Below are 20,114 nucleotides of genomic sequence, written 5' to 3'. Positions count from 1 at the left end.
CTCCTATTGAGCATTCAGCAGGATGATTAGAGTGGGCTATCCAGCATCGCCACCCTGAGCCCCACCAGTTCAGCCTGCTGACAATCGAGGCGGCGCAATCGCGCCGCTATCTTGCGCTTGAGTTTGCACCTTACCCTGCGCTGCCGTTTATTTCCTTTCAGAGCGCGCCGCCACTGCTGCCAATCCTGCAACTGCCCGAGCCGCTCCTGCCAATGGCTAAAGGCGCTAACCCACTGCGCCTCCCCCGCCCCCAGCTCCAGCAGCAACTCGGCGCCGTAGCGCGCCTGTTTTATCTCAAGGCGCAAATGATGCCAGCGGCGCAGCTGTTGGCGATGGGAGATGTTGCCAGCCGGGTGCTCATCAAGTCGGCTCAATGCTCCATCGAGGCGACGGGCAAGGTGGCGCCGGTAGTGACGAGCCAGCCCTGAGGTATCGGGAGTTTGCTCCAATGCATCCAGCCAGCGGGCAAGCAGGCCCGAAAAAAGGGGAACCGTCACCCTGGGCAAGACGATTGTGGATGACGCGCCAAAGCGCGCGGCGTAAACCTGTGCATCGCGCAGGGCCGAGAGTCGGCCAATGGCCCGCTGCAGCCGTCGTTCCAGTTTTGGATGGCAAAGGGCGGGTCGCCACAATGCGAGCAGCGCCTGCATGCGGCGCGCAGCGATGCGATAACCATGGACATGGGTTTCGCTCGCTTCACGGCGCACCGCGCGAGCAGCATGGCGGTAGCTGGCAACCAGCACCCGGGCCTGCGCCAGCAAGGGATCACGCGTATCGGCAGTCATGATGTTCCCGGCAGATCAGTTGGTATGAAAGCCCTGGCCGCTTGGCGGCAGCGCCTCTTCATACTCCATCCGGGTCACCCGGGCGGTGCGCGGGCCATGTTCCAGCCAGCCCAGCATCATCTGCACCCCCTGTGCGGGACCGCTGATGAGGATCTCCACCGATCCATCCTCCAGGTTGTAGGCATGGCCCCGCAAACCCAGTTGCAGCGCCCGCTCACGGGTGAAATAGCGAAATCCCACCCCCTGCACCTGCCCCCACACCCGAATGACAAACGATTGCTCTCCCATTTCTCACACCTTCCGCTTAAGAAAAAATTTCCCGAGACGATAATGTGCCCGACACTCTATCTCTGCAGGATGCAGCTCCATTATGAAAGAAGTTAAATTCCGGTGGGTTGACCGCTATCTCATTCACCTCACCATCAGTGAAAAATTCCATATCGCGTTCTGGTTACCTCTCTTCATCATCGCCTTTCTCAGCTGGTATATGCTGGCGGCCAGCCATCAGCAGGAGATCTCCCTGCGGGTAGCGCAGTTGCAGCAACGGGTCGAGACCACGGCGCAGCTGGTCAGCCAGCAGCCCACTTTGGTGTTGCCTGCTGATCTGCGTCTGACCCGGCAAGGCAGCAGCGGGTTGCAGCAGCAAGGAGATCACTACCTCTTTACCGCGCCAGCGGGTCAGGCAGGCTACGTCACCGGTGATCTCGATACCGGCAACCTCTCCATGTGGGAGGGTCAGGGCTCGACCCTGCTCCTCATCGGCGCGCTGGCCGCCCTGATGGCACTGGTGATCCACTACATGATGACCTTTGTCTCCGGTGCGCTCTACTCCACCAACAAGGCGCTGCAAACCGTGGCGGACGGGGATCTCACCTTCCGTCTCAACTTCTTCCCGGTGCGGGACGAGTTCTCCACCCTGGCGGGCAGCATCGACCGCTTTACCGACCGCCAGCATCAGATCGTCAAGCTGGTCGAAGAGTCTGCCGAAGCGCTGACCCTGGCCGCAGACGAGTTTCGTGACCATGCCCGCGAAGGCGAGACCATGGCGCGTTCCCAGCGCCAGCACATGGATTCACTGGCCACCGCCATGGAACAGATGTCGGCGGCAATCCGCGAAGTAGCGCGCAATGCCAACGATACCCTGCAGCAGACCCGCCAATCGAGCGAAGAGGCGGCAAATGGCGCCAACCGGGTAGCCCGCACCATCGAAGCGATCCGCACCCTGGCCGACGAGATTGGCAACGCCTCCGGCGCGGTCGAGCGGCTCACCCACAATGCCAACCGGATCAACGAGGTGGTCAACGTCATCAACGCCATCTCCCAGCAGACCAACCTGCTGGCTCTCAACGCCGCTATCGAAGCGGCCCGTGCCGGTGAGCAGGGTCGCGGCTTTGCGGTGGTAGCGGATGAAGTACGTACCCTCGCCAGCCGTACCCAGCAGGCGACGGTGGAGATCCAGCAGATGATCGAAGAGCTGCAGACCGGTACCGGCGCGCTGAACGAGATCATGGAAAAGACTGTAGGGCGCGCCGCCAGCAGCCAGCAGCTCATCAGCGAAGTGGGGCTCGATATCGAAAAACTGAGCAACCACAGCGATGCGGTGCTGGAGATGAGCACCCAGATCGCTACCTCGAGCGAAGAGCAAAGCTCGGTCGCCGCCGAGATCACCCACAATCTGGATCAGGTACGCCATGAAGCGGCACAGGTGGAAGAGTCTGCCAGCGCCTCGGTAGCCGGTACGCAGGGACTTAAAGCCACCGCCAGCGAACTGACCCAGGCACTCAAGGGGATTAAGCTCTGACCATATGAGGTGTCAGATCAGGGCAACCCCATCCATTACACAGGGTTGTTTGAGTTTTACCTGCGGGCCACATAGAATGTGGCCCCTTTTCTTTCTACCATCGGCAAACATCCATGAGCGCTTCCATCTATCTCGTCAAAGGCCGCGAAAAATCCCTGCTGCGTCGCCATCCCTGGATCTTCTCCAAGGGGATAGAGCGGGTTCAGGGCAACCCCATTGACGGCGATACCGTCGAGATCTATGCCAACGATGGCAAGTGGCTCGCCCGTGGCGCCTGGTCAGGCAGCTCCCAGATCCGTGCCCGGGTCTGGACCTTCGACAAGGATGAGACCGTCGATCTCGACTTCTTTATCCGTCGTCTCAAATATGCGCAGGAGTCTCGCGATCCGCTGATCAAGCGTCAGGGCCTCACCGGCTATCGCCTCTGCGCCGCCGAATCCGACGGCCTGCCGGGTCTGACCATCGACCGTTATGCCGATTTTCTGGTGTGCCAGATCCTCTCTGCCGGCGCCGAGTTTCAGCGTGAGCTGATAACGCAAGCACTGCGTACCCTCTACCCCGAGTGCAGCATCTATGAACGCTCCGATGTGGCAGTGCGCAAGAAGGAAGGGCTGAAAGAGCGCACCGGCATTATCTATGGCGAGACCCCGAACGAGCCGGTGGTCATCGAGGAGAATGGCGGCGTCAAGATCCTGGTAGACATTCGCAACGGCCACAAAACCGGTTTCTATCTGGATCAGCGTGACAACCGTCAGGCTGCCGCCAAGTACACCGAAGGCAAGCGGGTGCTCAACTGCTTCTGCTACACCGGCGGTTTTGGCGTTTATGCCCTCAAGGGCGGCGCCAAAGAAGTGGTCAACGTCGATCTCTCCCAGAATGCGCTGGATATTGCCCGCCAGAATGCCGAGCTGAACGGGCTGGATACCAGCAATACCCAATTTGTCCGTCACGACGTGTTCAAGCTGCTGCGGGAATATCGCGAGAAGGGCGAGAAGTTCGATGTCATCGTGCTGGACCCGCCCAAGTTTGCCGAAAGCAAGGCCCAGCTGCTGGGTGCCTGCCGTGGCTACAAGGACATCAATATGCTGGCGTTCCAGCTGCTGGCGCCGGGTGGCGTGCTCTTGACCTACTCCTGCTCCGGCCTGATGGAGCAGAGCCTGTTCCAGAAGATCGTTGCCGATGCGGCGCTCGATGCCGGCCGCGATGCCCAGATCCTGGAGCTGCTCTCCCAGGCCTCCGATCACCCCATCGGTACCGCCTATCCGGAAGGCTTCTACCTCAAGGGTCTGGTGGTGCGCGCCCGCTGATCGGCCCCCCCCTCCCCTTGTGATCAATCAGGCCCCTTGCGGGCCTGATTGCTTTGCATCGTATGGTGCCTGAGCCTGACGCTCGCCCCGATTCCCCCTCTCTGCTTTATGGGTGTTTCCTCTCTTCCTCTTTCCCTACCTGCTCTCCACGGCTTCTCTGTTTAATTTTTTTGCACAAAAGCTGCACATTTATGATTTAAATCACACCCGTATGACTCTCTTTTCCGTAGTGTGATCCTGCCTGCGGCAGCCAAGCCGGGGCAACCGTCCCATCAGGATTGATGGACGGCACAACAACTAAATAGATGTCAGGCCAAGCTGAACATCACAAGGGATCCCGTTATGAATCAATCATTGCCGCTGTTAACGCCGCTGCGGGGCATCGCTGCCCTGATGGTGGTGCTGTTCCATGCCCGCTTGCTGCTCTTTCCCCAGTGGATGGAGTCGATCGCAGGCCACACCCAACTCATCGAGAATGGCTACCTCTGGGTCGACCTGTTTTTTATTTTGAGCGGCGTGGTGCTGGCCCATGTCTATGGCGAGGCCTTCACCCATACGCCCCGCACCATGAGCTATGGCCGTTTTCTCTGGCTACGGCTGACCCGCGTCTACCCCCTCTATCTGGTGACCCTGCTGCTGCTGGTCGGCTGGGAGCTTTACAAGGCGCAGCACGGGGTGGGCTTCTACGCCGGCCCCTTGTTCAAGATGTGGGAGTGGGAAGGGATGCCGCCTTTCGGCTCCCCCTTCACCCCGGCCGAGGCGTTGCCGAGCGCCTTCCTGCTGCTGCAGGTGGTGACCGATCACGGGCTGACCTGGAACTTCGCCGCCTGGTCCCTCAGCGTGGAGTGGATCAGCTACCTGCTGTTCCCGCTGCTGATTCCGCTGGCGGTCACCCGCAGTCGCTGGAGCCATCTCGCCCCCCTGCTGGCGCTGACGGTGCTGGCCTTTATCGTGCACAGTCGCGGCACCCTGGATGTCACCAGCGGCGCGCTGGCGGTGGGGCGCGGGGTGAGTGAATTTGTGCTCGGCCTCTGGCTGCTGCCGAGGGTCAAGGCCGCGCAAGGCTTGCCCATGATGAAGCGAGATCTGCCGCTGCTGGTCGCCTTTGTGCTGCCCTTCGCGCTGATGCAGTGCACCATGACGCCACCACTGACACTGCTGCTGATCGCCTCCTACGTGCTGCTGATCTGGATTGCCGCCTGCCAAGGCAATCGCCAAAGCCCGCTGCTGCGCTTCCTGGATAACCGCTTCACCAACTGGCTGGGGGATCTCTCCTACTCCATCTATCTGCTCCACGCGCTGGTGCTGCTCACCGGCTGCGAGCTTATCCACTATCTGGCGCCGGGGATCACCGAATGGTGGTATGGCCAGACCAACCCGCTGCTGGGGGTGGTAGCAACTTTGCTGATGCTGGCGGTGCTGATCGGGCTGTCGGCGCTGAGCTACAACCTGCTGGAGCGGCCACTGCAACGGCGCCTGCGCCGCTGGGGCAAGGCTCGCCAGCCGGTGCTGGAGCAAGCCGGCTAACCCGTTTTCGCCAACTGATAGCCCCGCAGAGGTCAAGCCAACCTCTGCGGGGCAAATCCGCGAGTGCTCTCCCCCTGCCGATAACTGAGCGGCTCATGCCAGCGCCCTCCTCCCTTACCTTCCACCCGCCAATCCCCTTCGCTTTGTGTGAATTCCTGTTCGAACCGGAGGGGGCATTTGTGGCATAATGCCCTGTCCTGTGGCCCTTGGCGGGGCTGTGTTGGCGCATCTGCCGCCTCTTCTTCCCCGTCCTACCCGGCAGCCCTGCGTGACTGCCTGACATCACTGCTTCCAGAAGCAGCCAAGGCCACCAATTTTTGCGGCTCTTTACATGACGGTAGATGGCCGCGCATTGACCAAGATGGCTCCCGCAGAGCCTCTGCACACGGTGCACAAACAAGGGGTAAGTATGTCTTCCATTCGTCTGACCCAATACAGCCACGGCGCTGGCTGTGGCTGCAAAATCTCTCCCAAGGTGCTCGACACCATTCTCAAGAGCCAGATCCCGGGCTTCAACGACCCGACCCTGATCGTTGGCAACAGCAGCAAGGATGACGCGGCCGTGGTCGATATCGGCAACGGTCAGGGCATTGTCTCCACCACCGACTTCTTCATGCCCATCGTCGATGACCCCTTCACCTTTGGCCGCATCGCCGCTACCAATGCCATCAGCGATATCTACGCCATGGGCGGCAAGCCTATCGTTGCCATCGCCATTCTCGGCTGGCCCATCAATACTCTGGCGCCGGAAGTGGCCCAGCAGGTGATCGACGGCGGCCGCCAGGTGTGCCACGAAGCGGGGATTTCGCTGGCCGGTGGCCACAGTATCGATGCCCCCGAGCCCATCTTCGGCCTCGCGGTCACCGGTATCGTGCCTCTCGACGCCATCAAGCAGAACGACACTGCCAAGGTGGGTGACACCCTCTATCTGACCAAGCCCCTCGGTATCGGTATTCTTACCACCGCCCAGAAGAAGGGCAAGCTGAAGCCGGAACACGAGCAACTGGCCCCCAACGCCATGTGCACCCTCAACAAGATTGGCCAGCGTTTTGCCGAGCTGCCGGGTGTCCACGCCATGACCGACGTGACCGGTTTTGGTCTGGCGGGCCATCTGCTGGAGATGTGTGAAGGATCCAATGTCAGCGCCCGCCTCGACTTCAAGGCGCTGCCGCTGCTGGATGAGGTGGATTACTACCTCACCGAGGGCTGCGTACCGGGTGGCACCCTGCGCAACCACGACTCCTACGGACACAAGCTCGATGCCATGGACGATCGCACCCGCAACATCATGTGCGACCCGCAAACCAGCGGCGGCCTGCTGGTCGCAGTGGGTAAAGAGAGCGAAGCCGAGCTGCTCGCCATCGCGCGTGAAGCTGGCCTTGCGCTCTCGCCCATCGGCCAGATCAAGCCCCTTGAGGGCTCCCGCTTTATCGAGATTGTCCAATGAGTGAATTGCCACTGGCCACGGACTACGCCCAACTCTTTTTGGACGATGTGCCGTTGATTGATGTGCGCGCCCCCATCGAGTTCAAGGAGGGGGCTTTCCCCTGCTCGACCAATCTGCCCTTGATGACAGACGATGAGCGCGCCCAAGTGGGGACCTGCTTCAAGAAGCAGGGTCAGGCCGCCGCCATTGAGCTTGGACACAAGCTGGTGGGGGGAGCAGTACGTGCCGAGCGACTCGAAGGCTGGCTGGCGCAGTTGCGCCAGCAGCCCGATGCCGTGCTCTACTGCTTTCGCGGCGGCCTTCGCTCGCAAACCGTACAACAGTGGCTGGCTGAAGCGGGGGTGACTCGCCCCCGCGTCGCCGGTGGCTACAAGGAGCTGCGCCGTTTCCTGATCGACACCCAGGACAAGGCTTCTGCCGAGTGTCACTGGAGCGTGCTGACCGGCATGACCGGCTCCGGCAAGACCCACATGCTCGATCAGGTGACCCAGGCGGTGGATCTGGAGGGGCATGCCCATCACAGGGGCTCGTCGTTTGGTCAACTGCCCGGCGGCCAGCCCAGCAACATCAATTTTGAAAACAACCTCGCCATCGAGCTGCTCAAACGCCGCCATCGTGGCGAGCATGCCTTCGTGGTCGAGGACGAGAGCCGCCTGATCGGCCGCTGCTGCCTGCCCCTCTCCCTCCATGAGGCCATGAGTCAGGCACCGCTGGTGGTGGTGGATGTACCGCAAATCGATCGGGCCGAGCAGATCCGTGAGGATTACGTGCACGATCTCTGGCTGCGCTATCAAGCCATGTATGGCCAGGAAGCCGGTTGGCCACTGTTTGCTGCCTACCTCACCGATGCGCTGGCCCGCCTCAAGCGCCGTCTTGGTGATCAGGCCCACCGCGAGCTGGACGCCCTGATGCAGACCGCCCTCACCGAGCAGGAAAAGAGCGGCGATACCGCGCAGCATCTGGCCTGGATCACGTTGCTGCTGACCCGCTACTACGACCCCATGTATCTCTACCAGCTTGGCAACAAGCAGGAGCGCATCGTATTCCGCGGTGACAAGCAGGCCTGTCTCGACTATTTCGCCGAGCAGCATGCCAGCGCGCTGCGCGGCTGACCCATCCCAAGAGAGGAACTCTATGTTGAAATTCGAGGTGATCCCGGTCACCCAGTTCGCCCAGAACTGCTCCCTCATCTGGTGTGACGAGACCCATCAGGCGGCCCTGATCGATCCGGGCGGCGAAGCGGACAAACTGCTGGCTGCCATCGCCAAGCGCGGCCTGACCCTGACCCACATCCTGCTGACCCACGGTCATCTGGATCACGTCGGTGCAGCCGCCGAGCTGCGGGAAAAAACTGGCGTCACCATTACCGGCCCCCACAAGGAGGACGCCTTCTGGCTCGACATGCTGCCCCAGCAGAGCCAGATGTTCGGCTTCGCCCATACCCCCGCGTTCACGCCGGATCGCTGGCTGGAGCAGGGTGACAAGGTGCAGGTTGGCCAGTGCGAGCTGGATGTCTACTTCTGCCCAGGCCACACCCCGGGTCATATCGTGCTGCTGAACCAGGCCGAAAAACTCGCCTGGGTTGGCGACGTGCTGTTTGCCGGCAGCATCGGCCGCACCGACTTCCCCCGTGGGGATCACGGTACGCTGATCAAGTCGATCACCGAGACCCTGCTGCCGCTGGGTGAGGAAATCGTCTTTATCCCGGGTCACGGCCCCAGCTCCACCTTCGGTCGCGAGAAGGTGAGCAACCCCTATCTGACCCAGCCTATCTGGTGATCAAAAAAGGCAGCGGTGTTCCGCTGCCTTTTCTTCTCTGCTCTCTTTTTCATTCTCGACTCCTGCCATCCGGCCAGCCACGTCCCACCAGCGTTCCCCATTTCGGCATGCCCATTTGTCTCTTTCGCCCAATAAAAATCCCCACCCGAGGGTGAGGATTGATTTATAGGTGCAACCGTCTGGTGGCTTATTGTGCCAGCAGGTGACCGACCAGCTCATGACGCCACCCTTGCAGCAGCATCGGTTTGTCGCTGCGGGCCCGCTCTTCGTCGTTCATCCGCCAGCTCCAGGTGAAGTACTGGTGAATGATCTTCTTGCTGGCAATCAGCTCAGGCGGAATATTGCTCGCCTTGGCCTTCTCTTCCACCATGGCCTTGATGCGCTTGAGCTCGGCCTTGTACTGGGGATAGTCCACCAGCCGGCGAATGGGCTCGGGCCAGCTGTCGGGATCGCTCTGCTGCGCCTTGGCAACGATATCGAGCATCCGCTTGCCGTGGATCTTGATTTCGATGGGCGAGAGGCCGAGCTCGTTGAGATCGCGCAGGGAGGCAGGACGGCGCTCCGCGACCTTGAACAGGTGCAGCTCTTTGACCACAAAGTTCAGAGCCAGATCGCGGCGCACCGCCTCCTGCTGGCGCCAGGCGGCCAGTTCACGCAGGATGGCGAGCTCGCGGCGTCCCAGTTGCCAGGCGTTGACGATATCGAGATAGGCCTGACGAGGATCGCTACCCTGGGTCTTGCGGGCGGAGTGGTTTTGGCACTCCTGCTCGAACCAGGCAAACTTGCCGCTTTCCCGCAGTTTGGCCATCACCTTCTCGTAGAGCGGCATCAGGTAGAAGACGTCAGCCGCGGCATATTCAAGCTGACGCGGGGTCAGCGGGCGGGCCAGCCAGTCGGTACGGGCCTGATCCTTCTCCAGCTCCACGCCGAGGAACTCCTTGACCAGCGCGCCGAAACCGACCGATACGCCGTGACCGAGGAACGCGGCAGCCAGCTGGGTGTCGTGCATCTGGTTGGGCAGATGGCCGGCCTGATGCTGGATCAGCTCCAGATCTTCACCGGAGGCGTGCAAAATGGCGATCTGCCCAGCCCGGCCAAGTTGCTGCCAGAGCGGTGCCAGATCGAGAGTGAGCGGGTCGAGCAGCGCCAGTTGCTGGCCGTCGTAGATCTGAAACAGGCCAAGCTGGGGATAATAGGTGCGGGTGCGAACGAATTCAGTATCGATAGCCAGGGGAACGTCGGCCAGAGAAGCGAGATACTGCTCAAGTTCGGCTTGCTGAGTGATTAGTTGATATTGCATCTGTGCCTGCGCGGTTGATCAGGGCCAAAAAGAAAAAACCGTGGGATGACCCACGGTTTTGCATCACTGCGACACACCAGAAAGCCCGGTGCAACGCCTTACTGCTTGGCAATCTCCTCGTCACGCAGTACGCGGCGCAGGATCTTGCCCACATTGGTCTTGGGAAGTTCGTCACGAAATTCTACCAGTTTCGGCACCTTATAGGCAGTCAGATGTTTGCGGCAGTGGGCAATAATCTCGTCCTCCTGCAGCTTTGGATCTTTCTTGACCACAAAGATCTTCACCAGCTCGCCGGAGACCTTGTGCGGCACGCCGACTGCGGCCACTTCCAGCACTTTCGGATGGAGCGCCACCACATCTTCGATCTCGTTGGGATAGACGTTGAAACCGGAGACCAGGATCATGTCCTTCTTGCGATCGACAATCTTGAAGAAGCCCTGCTCGTCGCACACGGCGATATCACCGGTACAGAGCCAGCCATCCTGCATCACTTCGGCAGTGGCCTCTGGGCGCTGCCAGTAGCCGACCATCACCTGCGGGCCACGCACCTGCATTTCGCCCGGGGTACCGAATTCGTGGATCACCTGACCGTTGTCATCCACCAGACGGATATCGGTGGAGCAGACCGGCAGGCCGATGGAGCCGTTGTAATCGCTCAGATCGTAAGGGCAGACGCTCACCAGTGGCGAGCACTCGGTCAGGCCGTAACCTTCCAAGAGCGGGGTGCCGGTCAGTTTCTTCCACTGCTCCGCCACAGCCCGTTGCACCGCCATGCCGCCACCGATGGTGAGCTTGAGCTTGTCAAAAGCGATGCTCTGGAACTCGGCATTGTTGACCAGGGCGTTGAACAGGGTGTTGACGCCGGTGATGCAGGTGAAGGGGTATTTCTTGATCTCTTTGACAAAACCCGGGATATCGCGCGGGTTGCTGATCAGCAGGTTGTAACCGCCAAGGCGCATAAAGAGCAGGCAGTTCACGGTCAGTGCGAAGACGTGGTAGAGCGGCAAGGCGGTAACCACAAACTCCTTGCCCCGCTCCAGCATGGGGCCATAGACGCCGAGGCACTGCTCGACGTTGGCAATCATGTTGCGGTGAGTCAGCATGGCACCCTTGGAGAGACCGGTAGTACCGCCGGTGTACTGCAGGAAGGCGAGATCTTCGCAGGCAATCTCCGGCTTGATGTACTGCTGATAACGCCCTTTAGCCAGCGCCTGGCGCATGGTGGTGGCGTGCGGCAGGTTGTATTTTGGTACCAGCTTCTTGACGTATTTCACCACGAAGTTGACCAGGGTGCCCTTGGCCAGACCCAGGTTGTCACCCATGCGAGTCAGAATGACGTGCTTGACCGGGGTGTCGTAGACCACTTTTTCCAGGGTATGGGCGAAGTTGGAGACGATGACGATGGCCTTGGCGCCGGAGTCCTTGAGCTGGTGCTCTAGCTCGCGCGGGGTATAGAGCGGGTTGACGTTAACCACGATCATGCCGGCACGCAGGATGCCAAACACGGCGATAGGGTATTGCAGCAGGTTCGGCATCATCACCGCGACCCGATCCCCCTTCTCCAGCTTCAGCTCGTTTTGCAGGTAGGCGGCAAAGGCGCGGGACTGCTCTTCCAGGCGGCGGTAGGTGATGGTCTGCCCCATGTTGACGAAAGCGGGCTGGTCGGCGAACTGGCTCACCGAGGATTCAAACATCTCGACCAGTGAGCTGAACTGCTCCGGATTGATCTCGGCGGGGACCCCTTGTGGATAACGCTTGAGCCAAACTTTTTCCACGAACTTCTCCTGCATAACTAGCACCTGTGCGCTCACTCTGTTGCCTCCGTCCCGGTTCACATCCATTTTAATCGGTTGTTTTAAGCTGATGCTCTAATGCCGCACATATTTACACAGCGCAACATCAATTAACAGCAAATTAACAACAGAAAAATGTGAGGGAGAAAACAAACCTGGAATTATTGAAAGCTGGCGATTCTACCGAACTTGACAAAACTTTACGATACAAACGGCCGTATCAACCGAATTTTCCATATGAAAATGGTGGTTTCCACCCAATATGACCCGCTCGATCTGCTGGAAAGCATCCTGACGGGCCTGCCATTGGGCTTCAAGTGCAGCAAAGCCCTGCTCCCCCTGAATCAACAGCACAGGACAACGGATAGCCGCCATCAATGCCCGAGCCTGTCCTTCGCTCATTCTCAGGGGCGACAGATCCCGCAAACGGGGGTCGCTGCGCCAGTGCCAGCGTCCTGCCCGCTCTTCAAGCTGCCGCTCACAGATAAGACGCGCCGCCTGCGACGTGATATCCGCCACTTTGCAACGGGCGGCGACAGCTTCATCGATGGAAGCAAAGCCGTTAGCACTGCGCTCCCGGGTGCGACTGCGGTTTAAAATCGCTCGTCGCAGCTGGGCAGGTACCTCCTCATCGGGCTGGCTCAGCGGCCCCAGCCCCTCCAGCATGATCAACCGCTCCACCTGTTTGGGGAACACCCCGGCATAGGCGGAGGCGATCAGCGCCCCGAGGGAGTGACCGAGCAGAGTGAAGCGCGACCACCCTGCCGCCTGCACGATCTGGTAGAGATCGTCCAGCCAGTCAACAAAGACATAAGGGGTGGTTTTGTGATCGGAGTGACCGTGTCCCGGCAGATCGACACAGATGAGGTGAAAATCACCCAGATGGGGCGCCAGCGGCAAGAAGCTGACGCTATTGTCGAGCCAGCCATGCAGGGCGATCAGCAGGGGTTTGCCCTGCTGATCATGCTCCGCAGACTGGTTATCCAGCAGGGCTACCCGCCGCCCATCTGCCAAGGTGAGCAGGCGTTCGTGCAGAGTGCTTTTGATGCTCTTGATCATGGCAAGCCTTAGCGACGCAGCGGCCGTCTCGGCCAGAAGGGATCATAGAAGGGGTCGTAGAAGTAAGGGTCCATATAGCGCACCTCCACCTCCTTGACTGGCGGCCACAGCTTGCTGCCCGTCACATTGAGCACAGAGAGGCGGTACTTGTGCTCGCCAATCTGGCTATCCACCGGTTTGCCTATGGTGCCAAGCACCGTCAGGCTGCGCCCCTTGGCGTAGAGGGTCGGATCGACAAAACCCTTCATGATGGCCAGAAAACGGCCCGGGCTCTGCTCGGTCTGCTCCGGCACACCGTTGGATTTAAGCGGCAGATAGACCACTTCAATAACACTCTGATCCGCCTTGTTGTGCACCGCCGAGATAACGCCGCTCCAGCGGGCCGGTTTGCCCTCCATTCCGCCAAGGGCGGGTTGATAAGCCACCAGCTGGTTTTCTGGCTCATAGGCCAGCTCCTTGGGTACCGAGCTACAGGCCCCGAGCAGCAGAGCCAGCGCCCCGACCACCATAGTGCGTTTCATCATGTCGCTTCTGCTATTACGCATCATGTCACTCTCCTGTTGCCAGCGTGGCCTGTCGGACCACCCGCTTTTATTGCAGCTGATGAGCGGCAAGAGCGACATGCTGTCAGTGCTCCTGCCCTTATTCGCGACCCGGCAGTTTTTTCCAGGTCACCTTGTCACGCAAATAGACCGGCGTTGCTTGTTCAACCGGCACCGCCTCCCCCGCCAGCCAGGCGGCGCGGGCCAGCGGCAGCATGTCCTCTGCCGCCGGGAAACGTACCTGGCTCACCGCCAGCTCATCGGCCAAACCACTCAGGGTCTCGCCATAGGTTTCAAAACCGGTGCCGACGCAGGTCACAGGGCCCGCCAGCTTGCCACGGACGTCAACCAGTGCCGCGGGCTCGCTCACCACCTCGTCCCCCACCAGTTGCATGCGGCCATCAATCAGCTCATAGCGGCCGAAATAGACCTCGTTCATCCGCGCATCGATGGCGGTCAGCACCTGCTCGGCGCCATCCAGTCGATAGGCACCTTGCGCCATGGCGGCCAGGGTCGAGATGCCGATCAGCGGCACCCCCGCACCAAACGCCAGACCTTGCGCCACACTGATGCCGATCCGCACGCCAGTAAAGGAGCCCGGGCCGCGACCGAACGCAATGGCATCAAGGTCACTCAAACTTATCCCGGCATCCTCTAACACAGCCTGAACCATGGGCAGGATTTTTCGGGTGTGATCCCGTGGCGCCTCCTCCCAGCGGGAGAACAGCTTGTCACCCACCAGCAAGGCGGCGGAGCAGGCTTCGGTGGCGGTATCTACGGCCAGGATCTTCAACTCGTTCATGCTTTCCAATCTCTATAAAATCAGTCAATTACATAACCGGCAAGCGAGATATGCTCACCCGTTGTTCAAATCTGTTAGCTGGCGACACATTTATTCACCGCGTTCAGTGCGATCGAAAAAACTCCCCAGCGTACCCAACTCCCGGGTGCGAGGGATGGCAGGCAGACTCTTGATAAAGGTGGCGCCGTAAGGTTTGTTGACCATGCGTGGATCACAGATAACCAGCACCCCGTGATCACTGCGATCACGAATAAGCCGCCCCACCCCCTGCTTGAGGGCAATCACCGCCTTGGGCAACTGCAGCTCGGCGAAGGGATCCCCCCCCTTGAGCTTGCAATCATCCACCCGCGCCTTGAGCAGCGGATCATCGGGGCTGGCAAACGGCAGTTTGTCGATGATAACACACGACAACGCCGCCCCTCGCACGTCGATCCCCTCCCAGAAACTGCTGGTCGCCACCAGCACGGCGCGGCCATTCTCGACAAACTCCTTGAGCAACCGTTGCTTGTTGTCCTCCCCCTGCAGCAAGACGGTGCGGCCAATCTCCCGGCGCAGCACCTCGGCCACCTGACGCATCACCTGATGGCTGGTGCAGAGGAAGAAACAGCCCCCAGGCGTCTTGTTGATGAGGGGGATCATCAGATTGGCCAGCTGCTCGCCACGGCCAAAGGCGTTGGGTTCCGGCAGATAGCGGGGCACACAGAGCCGCGCCTGCTCGCCATAGTCGAACGGGCTGTCGAGAATAAGCTCGGCGCTGCCTGCCAGCCCCAGCTCGGCCTTGAAGTGATCAAACCGCATATCCACCGTCAGGGTGGCGGAGGTGAAGACCCAGGCCACTTCCGGTCTTTGCACCTCGGCACTGAATCGCTCGGCCACCGAAAGCGGCGTCAGATTGAGGGTGAAATGAAGCCGCGAGCAGTCATACCAGTAGGAGAAACCGGTCTGGTTGACCGCCAGCACTTCACCCAGGCGAGTGCGCAGTTCACTGATGCGCCCGAAGGCGTGATCCAGCTGCTCGCCCCGGCCGAGAGCCAGTTTCAGCACTTCATAACAGAGTCCGAGGGCATCGTTGAGGCGGGCCAGCGCCTGGCCCCAGAGCGGCTGGCGCAACATGTCGCGGGTATTGCCGCGACCGCCATCCACCCCGAAGGCGAGACGCAGATCCTGACTGGCGATAGCGAGCCGGTCCGCCGCCTTGCCGAGCTGGGCCATGTCGTGGGCCTCTGCCCGATAGGCCAGCTGGATATCCTGCGCCAGATCCTGAATCGTTCGGCTGCCTACCGATTTGCCGAAGTAGTTGGTGGCGATCTCCGGCAGCTGATGGGCTTCATCAAACACATAGACTTGTGCTTCCGGCACCAACTCGCCAAATCCCGTGTCTTTCACCGCCATATCGGCGAAGAAGAGGTGGTGGTTGATCACCACCACCTGGGCATCCATGGCGCGGCGACGAGCCACCACCAGATGGCAGTCGTCGTAATAGGGGCAGTCGCGACCGAGACAGTTATCGTTGGTGCTGGTGACGTGGGCGAGGATCTCGGCGTTCTCCTGCAATCCCGGAATATCCCCCACATCGCCGTTATCGGTAGCAGTGGACCAAGATTTGACCTTCACCAGATCGTTCAGGATTTCAGGCTTTTGCAGATGGGATTCGCTCAAGAGCCGGTTCATCCGCTCGATGCAGAGATAGTTGCTGCGCCCCTTGAGCAGGGCCACCGGCGGGGTGTAGGAGAGCGCGCCTGTGATTGTCGGGAGATCCCGATAGAAGAGCTGCTCCTGCAGGTTCTTGGAGCCGGTACTGATCACCACCCGCTTGCCGGATTCCAGCGCAGGGACCAGATAGGCGTAGGTCTTGCCGGTACCGGTCCCCGCCTCCACCAGCAGACGGCCACCACTTTTGATGGCGCATGCGACCGCTTCGGCCATCTCCAGTTGGGGAGCGCGGGCTTTGAAACCGTCGATATGGCTGGCCAGAGGGCCATCTGGCTTGAACAGGGTCTGGATGGTCAAAAGGGCGTCCCGCAGCAAAAGCGGACATTATGCCAAAAGCGCGGCAAAAGCGGGACAGATAATCTGCCTAGACGAACAGATCGATCTGATGCTCGGGATCCGGCTTGTGATCGCCCTCCTCCGCCTTTGGCTGATCACGCTTGGCGGGGGTGCTATACGCCTGCTGGCGCTGTTGGGAGTCACTGTTATCAGTGCTGGTCTTGCGCAGCTGGTGCTTTTTGCTGATCTGGTTCACTTCCCGCTTGATCTCTTCGCTGCCGGGCGCGGCAGGCGCCCGGGGCAAAATGGGGAACAACAGGTCCTGGCTGGGCATGATGGCGACTCCTGCAGGGGTTATTGTCTAGTTATCGACCAGAAAACCGTTTTCGCCACTTTAATCGATCAAATCACAATTTCGGGTTGCATTTTCTGTCAAGGCAGGTAGTTTAAATCAGGCGTCAATTACGACATCTTATTTTGTAAAGGATTGATTACATGAAGTTCACCACCCTGAAGACTCATCACCACCATCATCATCCCGACTAGTCTTTCAGGAGGTTGACTGCTGGAAGACACTTAACTGGTGACTTCCAAAAGGACCGCAAGATTCATAAACCCTCGGAAGCACCCACTTCCGAGGGTTTTTTCGTTTTTGACTAGAAGGAAATCGAGCAAATGGAAACACAACGTCTGCGTATCGCCATGCAAAAGTCCGGTCGTCTGAGCCAGGACTCCCAGGCCCTGTTCAAGAGCTGTGGCCTCAAGATCAACCTGCGCGAGCAGCGCCTCATCGCCCATGTCGAGAACATGCCCATCGATATCCTGCGGGTGCGTGATGATGATATCCCGGGGTTGGTGATGGAAGGGGTGGTCGATCTTGGCATCATCGGCGAGAACGTGCTGGAAGAAGTGCAGCTGATCCGCGCCTCACAGGGCCTGCCCTTCGAAGTCAAAACCCTCAAGCAGCTCGATTTTGGCGGCTGCCGCCTCTCGCTGGCGGTGCCGGAAGATGTGACCTACACAGGGCCACAGAGTCTGGCGGGCAAGCGCATCGCCACCTCCTACCCCGGGCTGCTCAAGCGCTTCTTTGATGAAAAGGGTCTTGGCTTCAAGAGCGTGATGCTGGGCGGCTCGGTGGAAGTGGCGCCCCGTGCGGGCCTGGCCGATGCCATCTGCGATCTGGTCTCCACCGGCGCGACCCTGGAAGCCAATGGCCTCAAAGAGGTGGAGGTGATCTACCGCTCCAAGGCGGTGCTGGTACAGGCCCCCAACCCCTTGTCCGATGCCAAGCAGAAGCTGATCGACAAACTGCTGCCCCGCATTCAGGGGATGCAGCAGGCCCGCGAGAGCAAGTACATCATGCTGCACGCCCCCAAAGACAAGCTCGATGCCATCACAGATCTGCTGCCGGGTGCCGAACGCCCCACCATCATGCAGCTGGCCGGAGACACCAATCAGGTAGCGTTGCACGTCGTCTCCAGCGAGACCCTGTTCTGGGAGACTATGGAGCAGCTCAAGGCTCTGGGTGCCAGCTCCATTCTGGTGCTGCCCATCGAAAAAATGATGGAATAAGGAAGGGACATCATGCAGACCCTGATCTGGAAGACCCTCTCCCCTGCCCAGCAGGCCGACGTGCTGACCCGGCCCGCCCTCAATGACGAGGCCGATATTGGCGCCGTGGTCAAAGAGATCATCGCCGCGGTACGCAGCCGTGGCGATGAGGCCCTGCGCGAGCTGAGCCAGCGCTTCGAGCGTGCCCCCCGTGAGCAGTTGCGCGTCAGCGAAGATGAGATTGAAGCCGCCTGCGCGCGGCTGGATGACGACATCAAAAATGCCATCGAAGCGGCCATTACCAACATTCGCACCTTCCACGCCGCCCAAATGCAGCCATTGGTACGGGTAGAGACCCAACCCGGAGTGGTGTGCGAGCTGCGCACCCAACCCATCAGTCGGGTCGGCCTCTATGTGCCGGGGGGCAGCGCGCCGCTCCCCTCCACCGTGATGATGCTGGCCATTCCGGCTGCTATCGCCGGTTGCCGTGAAGTGGTGCTCTGCACCCCGTCTCCGGCGAGCGACGAGATCCTGTTTGCCGCCCGCGCCTGCGGCGTCGAGAAGGTGTTCGCCATCGGCGGCGCCCAGGCCATCGCGGCAATGGCGTACGGCACAGAGAGCATTCCCAAGGTGGACAAGATCTTCGGCCCGGGTAACGCCTATGTAACCGAAGCCAAGGGGCAGGTTTCCCGCGACTGGCGCGGCGCCGCCATCGACATGCCCGCCGGCCCCTCCGAGGTGCTGGTGATTGCCGACGAGAGCGCCAACCCCGCCTTCGTGGCGGCGGATCTGCTCTCCCAGGCCGAGCATGGTCCCGACAGCCAGGTGGTGCTGATCACCACCTCGCCGCTACTGGCCGATGCCATCGCAGGGGAGATCAAGAGCCAGCTGGCCAAGTTGAGCCGCCGCGATATCGCCGCCCAGGCGCTCGGCAGCAGTCTGGTGATCCTCTGTGACGATCTGGCCGAAGCATGTGCCATCTCCAACGCCTACGCGCCGGAGCACCTGATCGTGCAGACCCGCGCCCCCCGCGATCTGCTGGACCAGCTTGAGAATGCCGGTTCCATCTTTCTGGGAGCATGGACCCCCGAGTCGGTCGGCGATTACGCCAGCGGCACCAACCACACTCTGCCTACCTATGGCTATGCCCGCACCTGCTCGAGCCTTGGCCTTGCAGATTATCAGCGCCGCTACACAGTGCAGGAGCTGAGCGCCGAAGGTATTCGCGGCCTTGGCCCCATTGTCGAGCGCATTGCTCAGGCCGAAGGGCTCGATGGCCACAAGAACGCCGTGACGCTGAGATTGAACGCCCTGGCCGCCGCGCCCCAACAAACAGCACAGCAGAAGGATTTGTCATGAGCATTGCCAATCTGGCGCGCCGCGTGGTGCGGGCCCTCACCCCTTATCAATCCGCCCGCCGCATCGGCGGCAAGGGCCACGTCTGGCTCAACGCCAACGAGGCGCCGCAGGCCTATCCCTTTACCATCGAGGGGAGCCGCCTCAACCGCTACCCCGAGTGCCAACCGGCCGAGGTGGTGAACGGCTATGCCGCCTACGCCGGGGTCAATCCCGATCAGGTGCTGGTGAGCCGCGGCGCCGACGAGGCCATCGAACTGCTGATCCGCACCTTCTGCGAAGCGGGTGAAGATCAGATCCTCATCTGCCCGCCCACCTACGGCATGTACGCCATCAGCGCCGAGACCTGTGGCGTCGGTATCGTCGAGCAGCCGCTGACCGCCAGCCGCCAACCTGACTGGCCCGCCATCGCCGATCGCCTCAGTGACGTGAAGCTGGTGTTTCTCTGCTCCCCCAACAACCCCACCGGGGATCTGGTGGGGCGCGACGGCCTCATCGCCCTGCTGGAAAAAGCGCGGGATCGCGCCATCGTGGTGGTGGACGAGGCCTATATCGAGTTCTGCCCGGAAGCGTCCGTGGTGGACCTGCTGGCCCGCTTCCCCAATCTGGTGGTGACCCGCACCCTCTCCAAGGCCTTTGCCCTGGCGGGGATCCGCTGCGGCTTTACGCTGGCAAGCCCCGAGGTGATCGCCATGCTGGCCAAGGTGATCGCCCCCTATCCCATCCCCGAGCCCATCGCCCAGATCGCGGCACAAGCCCTCTCCCCCATGGGGCTGGAGCTGATGCAGGAGCGAGTGGTAGAGCTCAACAAGCAAAAAGCCGCCTTCAAGGCAGAGCTGACAACGCTTGCCTGCGTGAAGGAAGTATTCGAGGACAAGGGCAACTTCGTGCTGGTGCGCTTTGTGGATGGCGCAGCCGTCTTTGCCGCCATGAAGGCCGCTGGCATCATACTGCGGGATTTCTCGACCAAACCCGGCCTTGATAACAGCATTCGCGTCACCATCGGCTATCAGGGCGAGATGGATGCCGTGCTGGCGGTATTGCGTGATCTGCCCTCTCCCACTTTGTAAGACAAG

The 20,114-nt window shown here is 60.6% G+C and carries 18 protein-coding genes and 1 other annotated feature; of the genes, 9 read left to right on the top strand and 9 right to left on the bottom strand.

From position 1 onward, the window contains the following. Positions 1–26: 26 nt before the first annotated feature. Entirely contained in the window at positions 27–785 is a 759-nt protein-coding gene (locus tag ACTG2J_RS10480; protein ID WP_113739569.1) for a CHAD domain-containing protein, read from the bottom strand. A 15-nt stretch (positions 786–800) separates the two neighbouring features. Then, entirely contained in the window at positions 801–1,073 is a 273-nt protein-coding gene (locus ACTG2J_RS10475; protein WP_113739570.1) for an acylphosphatase, read from the bottom strand. Positions 1,074–1,155: 82 nt separating this feature from the next. On the opposite strand from ACTG2J_RS10475, the gene ACTG2J_RS10470 reads away from it, so the two are divergent. The 6 genes from ACTG2J_RS10470 to ACTG2J_RS10445 all read left to right on the top strand — a co-directional run bounded on the left by ACTG2J_RS10470 (position 1,156) and on the right by ACTG2J_RS10445 (position 8,646). Beyond that, complete coding sequence (locus tag ACTG2J_RS10470) at positions 1,156–2,586, top strand: methyl-accepting chemotaxis protein (protein ID WP_113739571.1); 1,431 nt, start codon at positions 1,156–1,158, stop codon at positions 2,584–2,586. A gap of 113 nt (positions 2,587–2,699) precedes the next feature. After that, positions 2,700–3,893: a class I SAM-dependent methyltransferase gene (locus ACTG2J_RS10465; protein ID WP_113739572.1), complete on the top strand. Its 1,194-nt coding sequence runs from the start codon at positions 2,700–2,702 to the stop codon at positions 3,891–3,893. 342 nt (positions 3,894–4,235) lie between these two features. Next, positions 4,236–5,420 carry an acyltransferase family protein gene (locus tag ACTG2J_RS10460; RefSeq protein WP_113739573.1) on the top strand — a complete coding sequence of 395 codons (1,185 nt, stop codon included), beginning with the start codon at positions 4,236–4,238 and terminating at the stop codon, positions 5,418–5,420. A gap of 409 nt (positions 5,421–5,829) precedes the next feature. Further along, entirely contained in the window at positions 5,830–6,867 is a 1,038-nt protein-coding gene (gene selD / locus ACTG2J_RS10455; RefSeq protein WP_064336017.1) for a selenide, water dikinase SelD, read from the top strand. Then, positions 6,864–7,979, top strand: coding sequence for a tRNA 2-selenouridine(34) synthase MnmH (gene mnmH / locus ACTG2J_RS10450; protein WP_113739574.1), 1,116 nt, complete (start codon positions 6,864–6,866; stop codon positions 7,977–7,979). The genes selD and mnmH overlap by 4 nt, the downstream gene beginning before the upstream one ends. Before the next feature lie 22 nt (positions 7,980–8,001). Continuing rightward, entirely contained in the window at positions 8,002–8,646 is a 645-nt protein-coding gene (locus ACTG2J_RS10445) for an MBL fold metallo-hydrolase (RefSeq protein ID WP_113739575.1), read from the top strand. A 187-nt stretch (positions 8,647–8,833) separates the two neighbouring features. Here ACTG2J_RS10445 and rnd read toward each other — a convergent pair whose 3' ends face one another. The 7 genes from rnd to ACTG2J_RS10410 form a co-directional block, all read right to left on the bottom strand. Next, positions 8,834–9,946: a ribonuclease D gene (rnd, locus tag ACTG2J_RS10440; RefSeq protein ID WP_439997462.1), complete on the bottom strand. Its 1,113-nt coding sequence runs from the start codon at positions 9,944–9,946 to the stop codon at positions 8,834–8,836. A gap of 98 nt (positions 9,947–10,044) precedes the next feature. Beyond that, positions 10,045–11,721: a long-chain-fatty-acid--CoA ligase FadD gene (gene fadD / locus ACTG2J_RS10435; protein WP_108570586.1), complete on the bottom strand. Its 1,677-nt coding sequence runs from the start codon at positions 11,719–11,721 to the stop codon at positions 10,045–10,047. A 198-nt stretch (positions 11,722–11,919) separates the two neighbouring features. Then, positions 11,920–12,798 carry an alpha/beta fold hydrolase gene (locus tag ACTG2J_RS10430; RefSeq protein ID WP_113739577.1) on the bottom strand — a complete coding sequence of 293 codons (879 nt, stop codon included), beginning with the start codon at positions 12,796–12,798 and terminating at the stop codon, positions 11,920–11,922. An 8-nt stretch (positions 12,799–12,806) separates the two neighbouring features. Then, positions 12,807–13,322, bottom strand: coding sequence for a Slp family lipoprotein (locus ACTG2J_RS10425; protein ID WP_113739578.1), 516 nt, complete (start codon positions 13,320–13,322; stop codon positions 12,807–12,809). A 118-nt stretch (positions 13,323–13,440) separates the two neighbouring features. Beyond that, positions 13,441–14,142, bottom strand: a complete 702-nt coding sequence (gene tsaB / locus ACTG2J_RS10420) for a tRNA (adenosine(37)-N6)-threonylcarbamoyltransferase complex dimerization subunit type 1 TsaB (protein WP_005345613.1) — start codon at positions 14,140–14,142, stop codon at positions 13,441–13,443. 90 nt (positions 14,143–14,232) lie between these two features. After that, positions 14,233–16,152: an ATP-dependent DNA helicase gene (locus ACTG2J_RS10415; protein ID WP_113739579.1), complete on the bottom strand. Its 1,920-nt coding sequence runs from the start codon at positions 16,150–16,152 to the stop codon at positions 14,233–14,235. 67 nt (positions 16,153–16,219) lie between these two features. Beyond that, positions 16,220–16,465: a hypothetical protein gene (locus ACTG2J_RS10410; RefSeq protein ID WP_005336755.1), complete on the bottom strand. Its 246-nt coding sequence runs from the start codon at positions 16,463–16,465 to the stop codon at positions 16,220–16,222. 187 nt (positions 16,466–16,652) lie between these two features. After that, positions 16,653–16,781 (top strand) — a sequence feature (His leader region). A gap of 25 nt (positions 16,782–16,806) precedes the next feature. Here ACTG2J_RS10410 and hisG point away from each other — a divergent pair. Genes hisG through hisC form a run of 3 tightly spaced genes read left to right on the top strand, consistent with a single transcriptional unit; the run spans position 16,807 to position 20,108 of the window. Continuing rightward, complete coding sequence (gene hisG, locus ACTG2J_RS10405; protein ID WP_005352174.1) at positions 16,807–17,703, top strand: ATP phosphoribosyltransferase; 897 nt, start codon at positions 16,807–16,809, stop codon at positions 17,701–17,703. A gap of 12 nt (positions 17,704–17,715) precedes the next feature. Then, on the top strand, positions 17,716–19,041 hold the full coding sequence (gene hisD, locus ACTG2J_RS10400) for a histidinol dehydrogenase (RefSeq protein ID WP_113739580.1): 1,326 nt from the start codon (positions 17,716–17,718) through the stop codon (positions 19,039–19,041). Beyond that, a complete protein-coding gene (hisC, locus tag ACTG2J_RS10395) occupies positions 19,038–20,108 on the top strand; it encodes a histidinol-phosphate transaminase (protein WP_113739581.1) in 1,071 nt (356 codons plus the stop codon). The genes hisD and hisC overlap by 4 nt, the downstream gene beginning before the upstream one ends. Positions 20,109–20,114 lie beyond the last annotated feature (6 nt).

This window comes from Aeromonas sp. 6P, from assembly GCF_051919525.1.
GTDB classification, from domain to species: Bacteria; Pseudomonadota; Gammaproteobacteria; order Enterobacterales; family Aeromonadaceae; genus Aeromonas; species Aeromonas veronii.
Note: the sequence above shows the minus strand (reverse complement) of the source record. Positions and strands in the feature narration are given on the sequence as shown.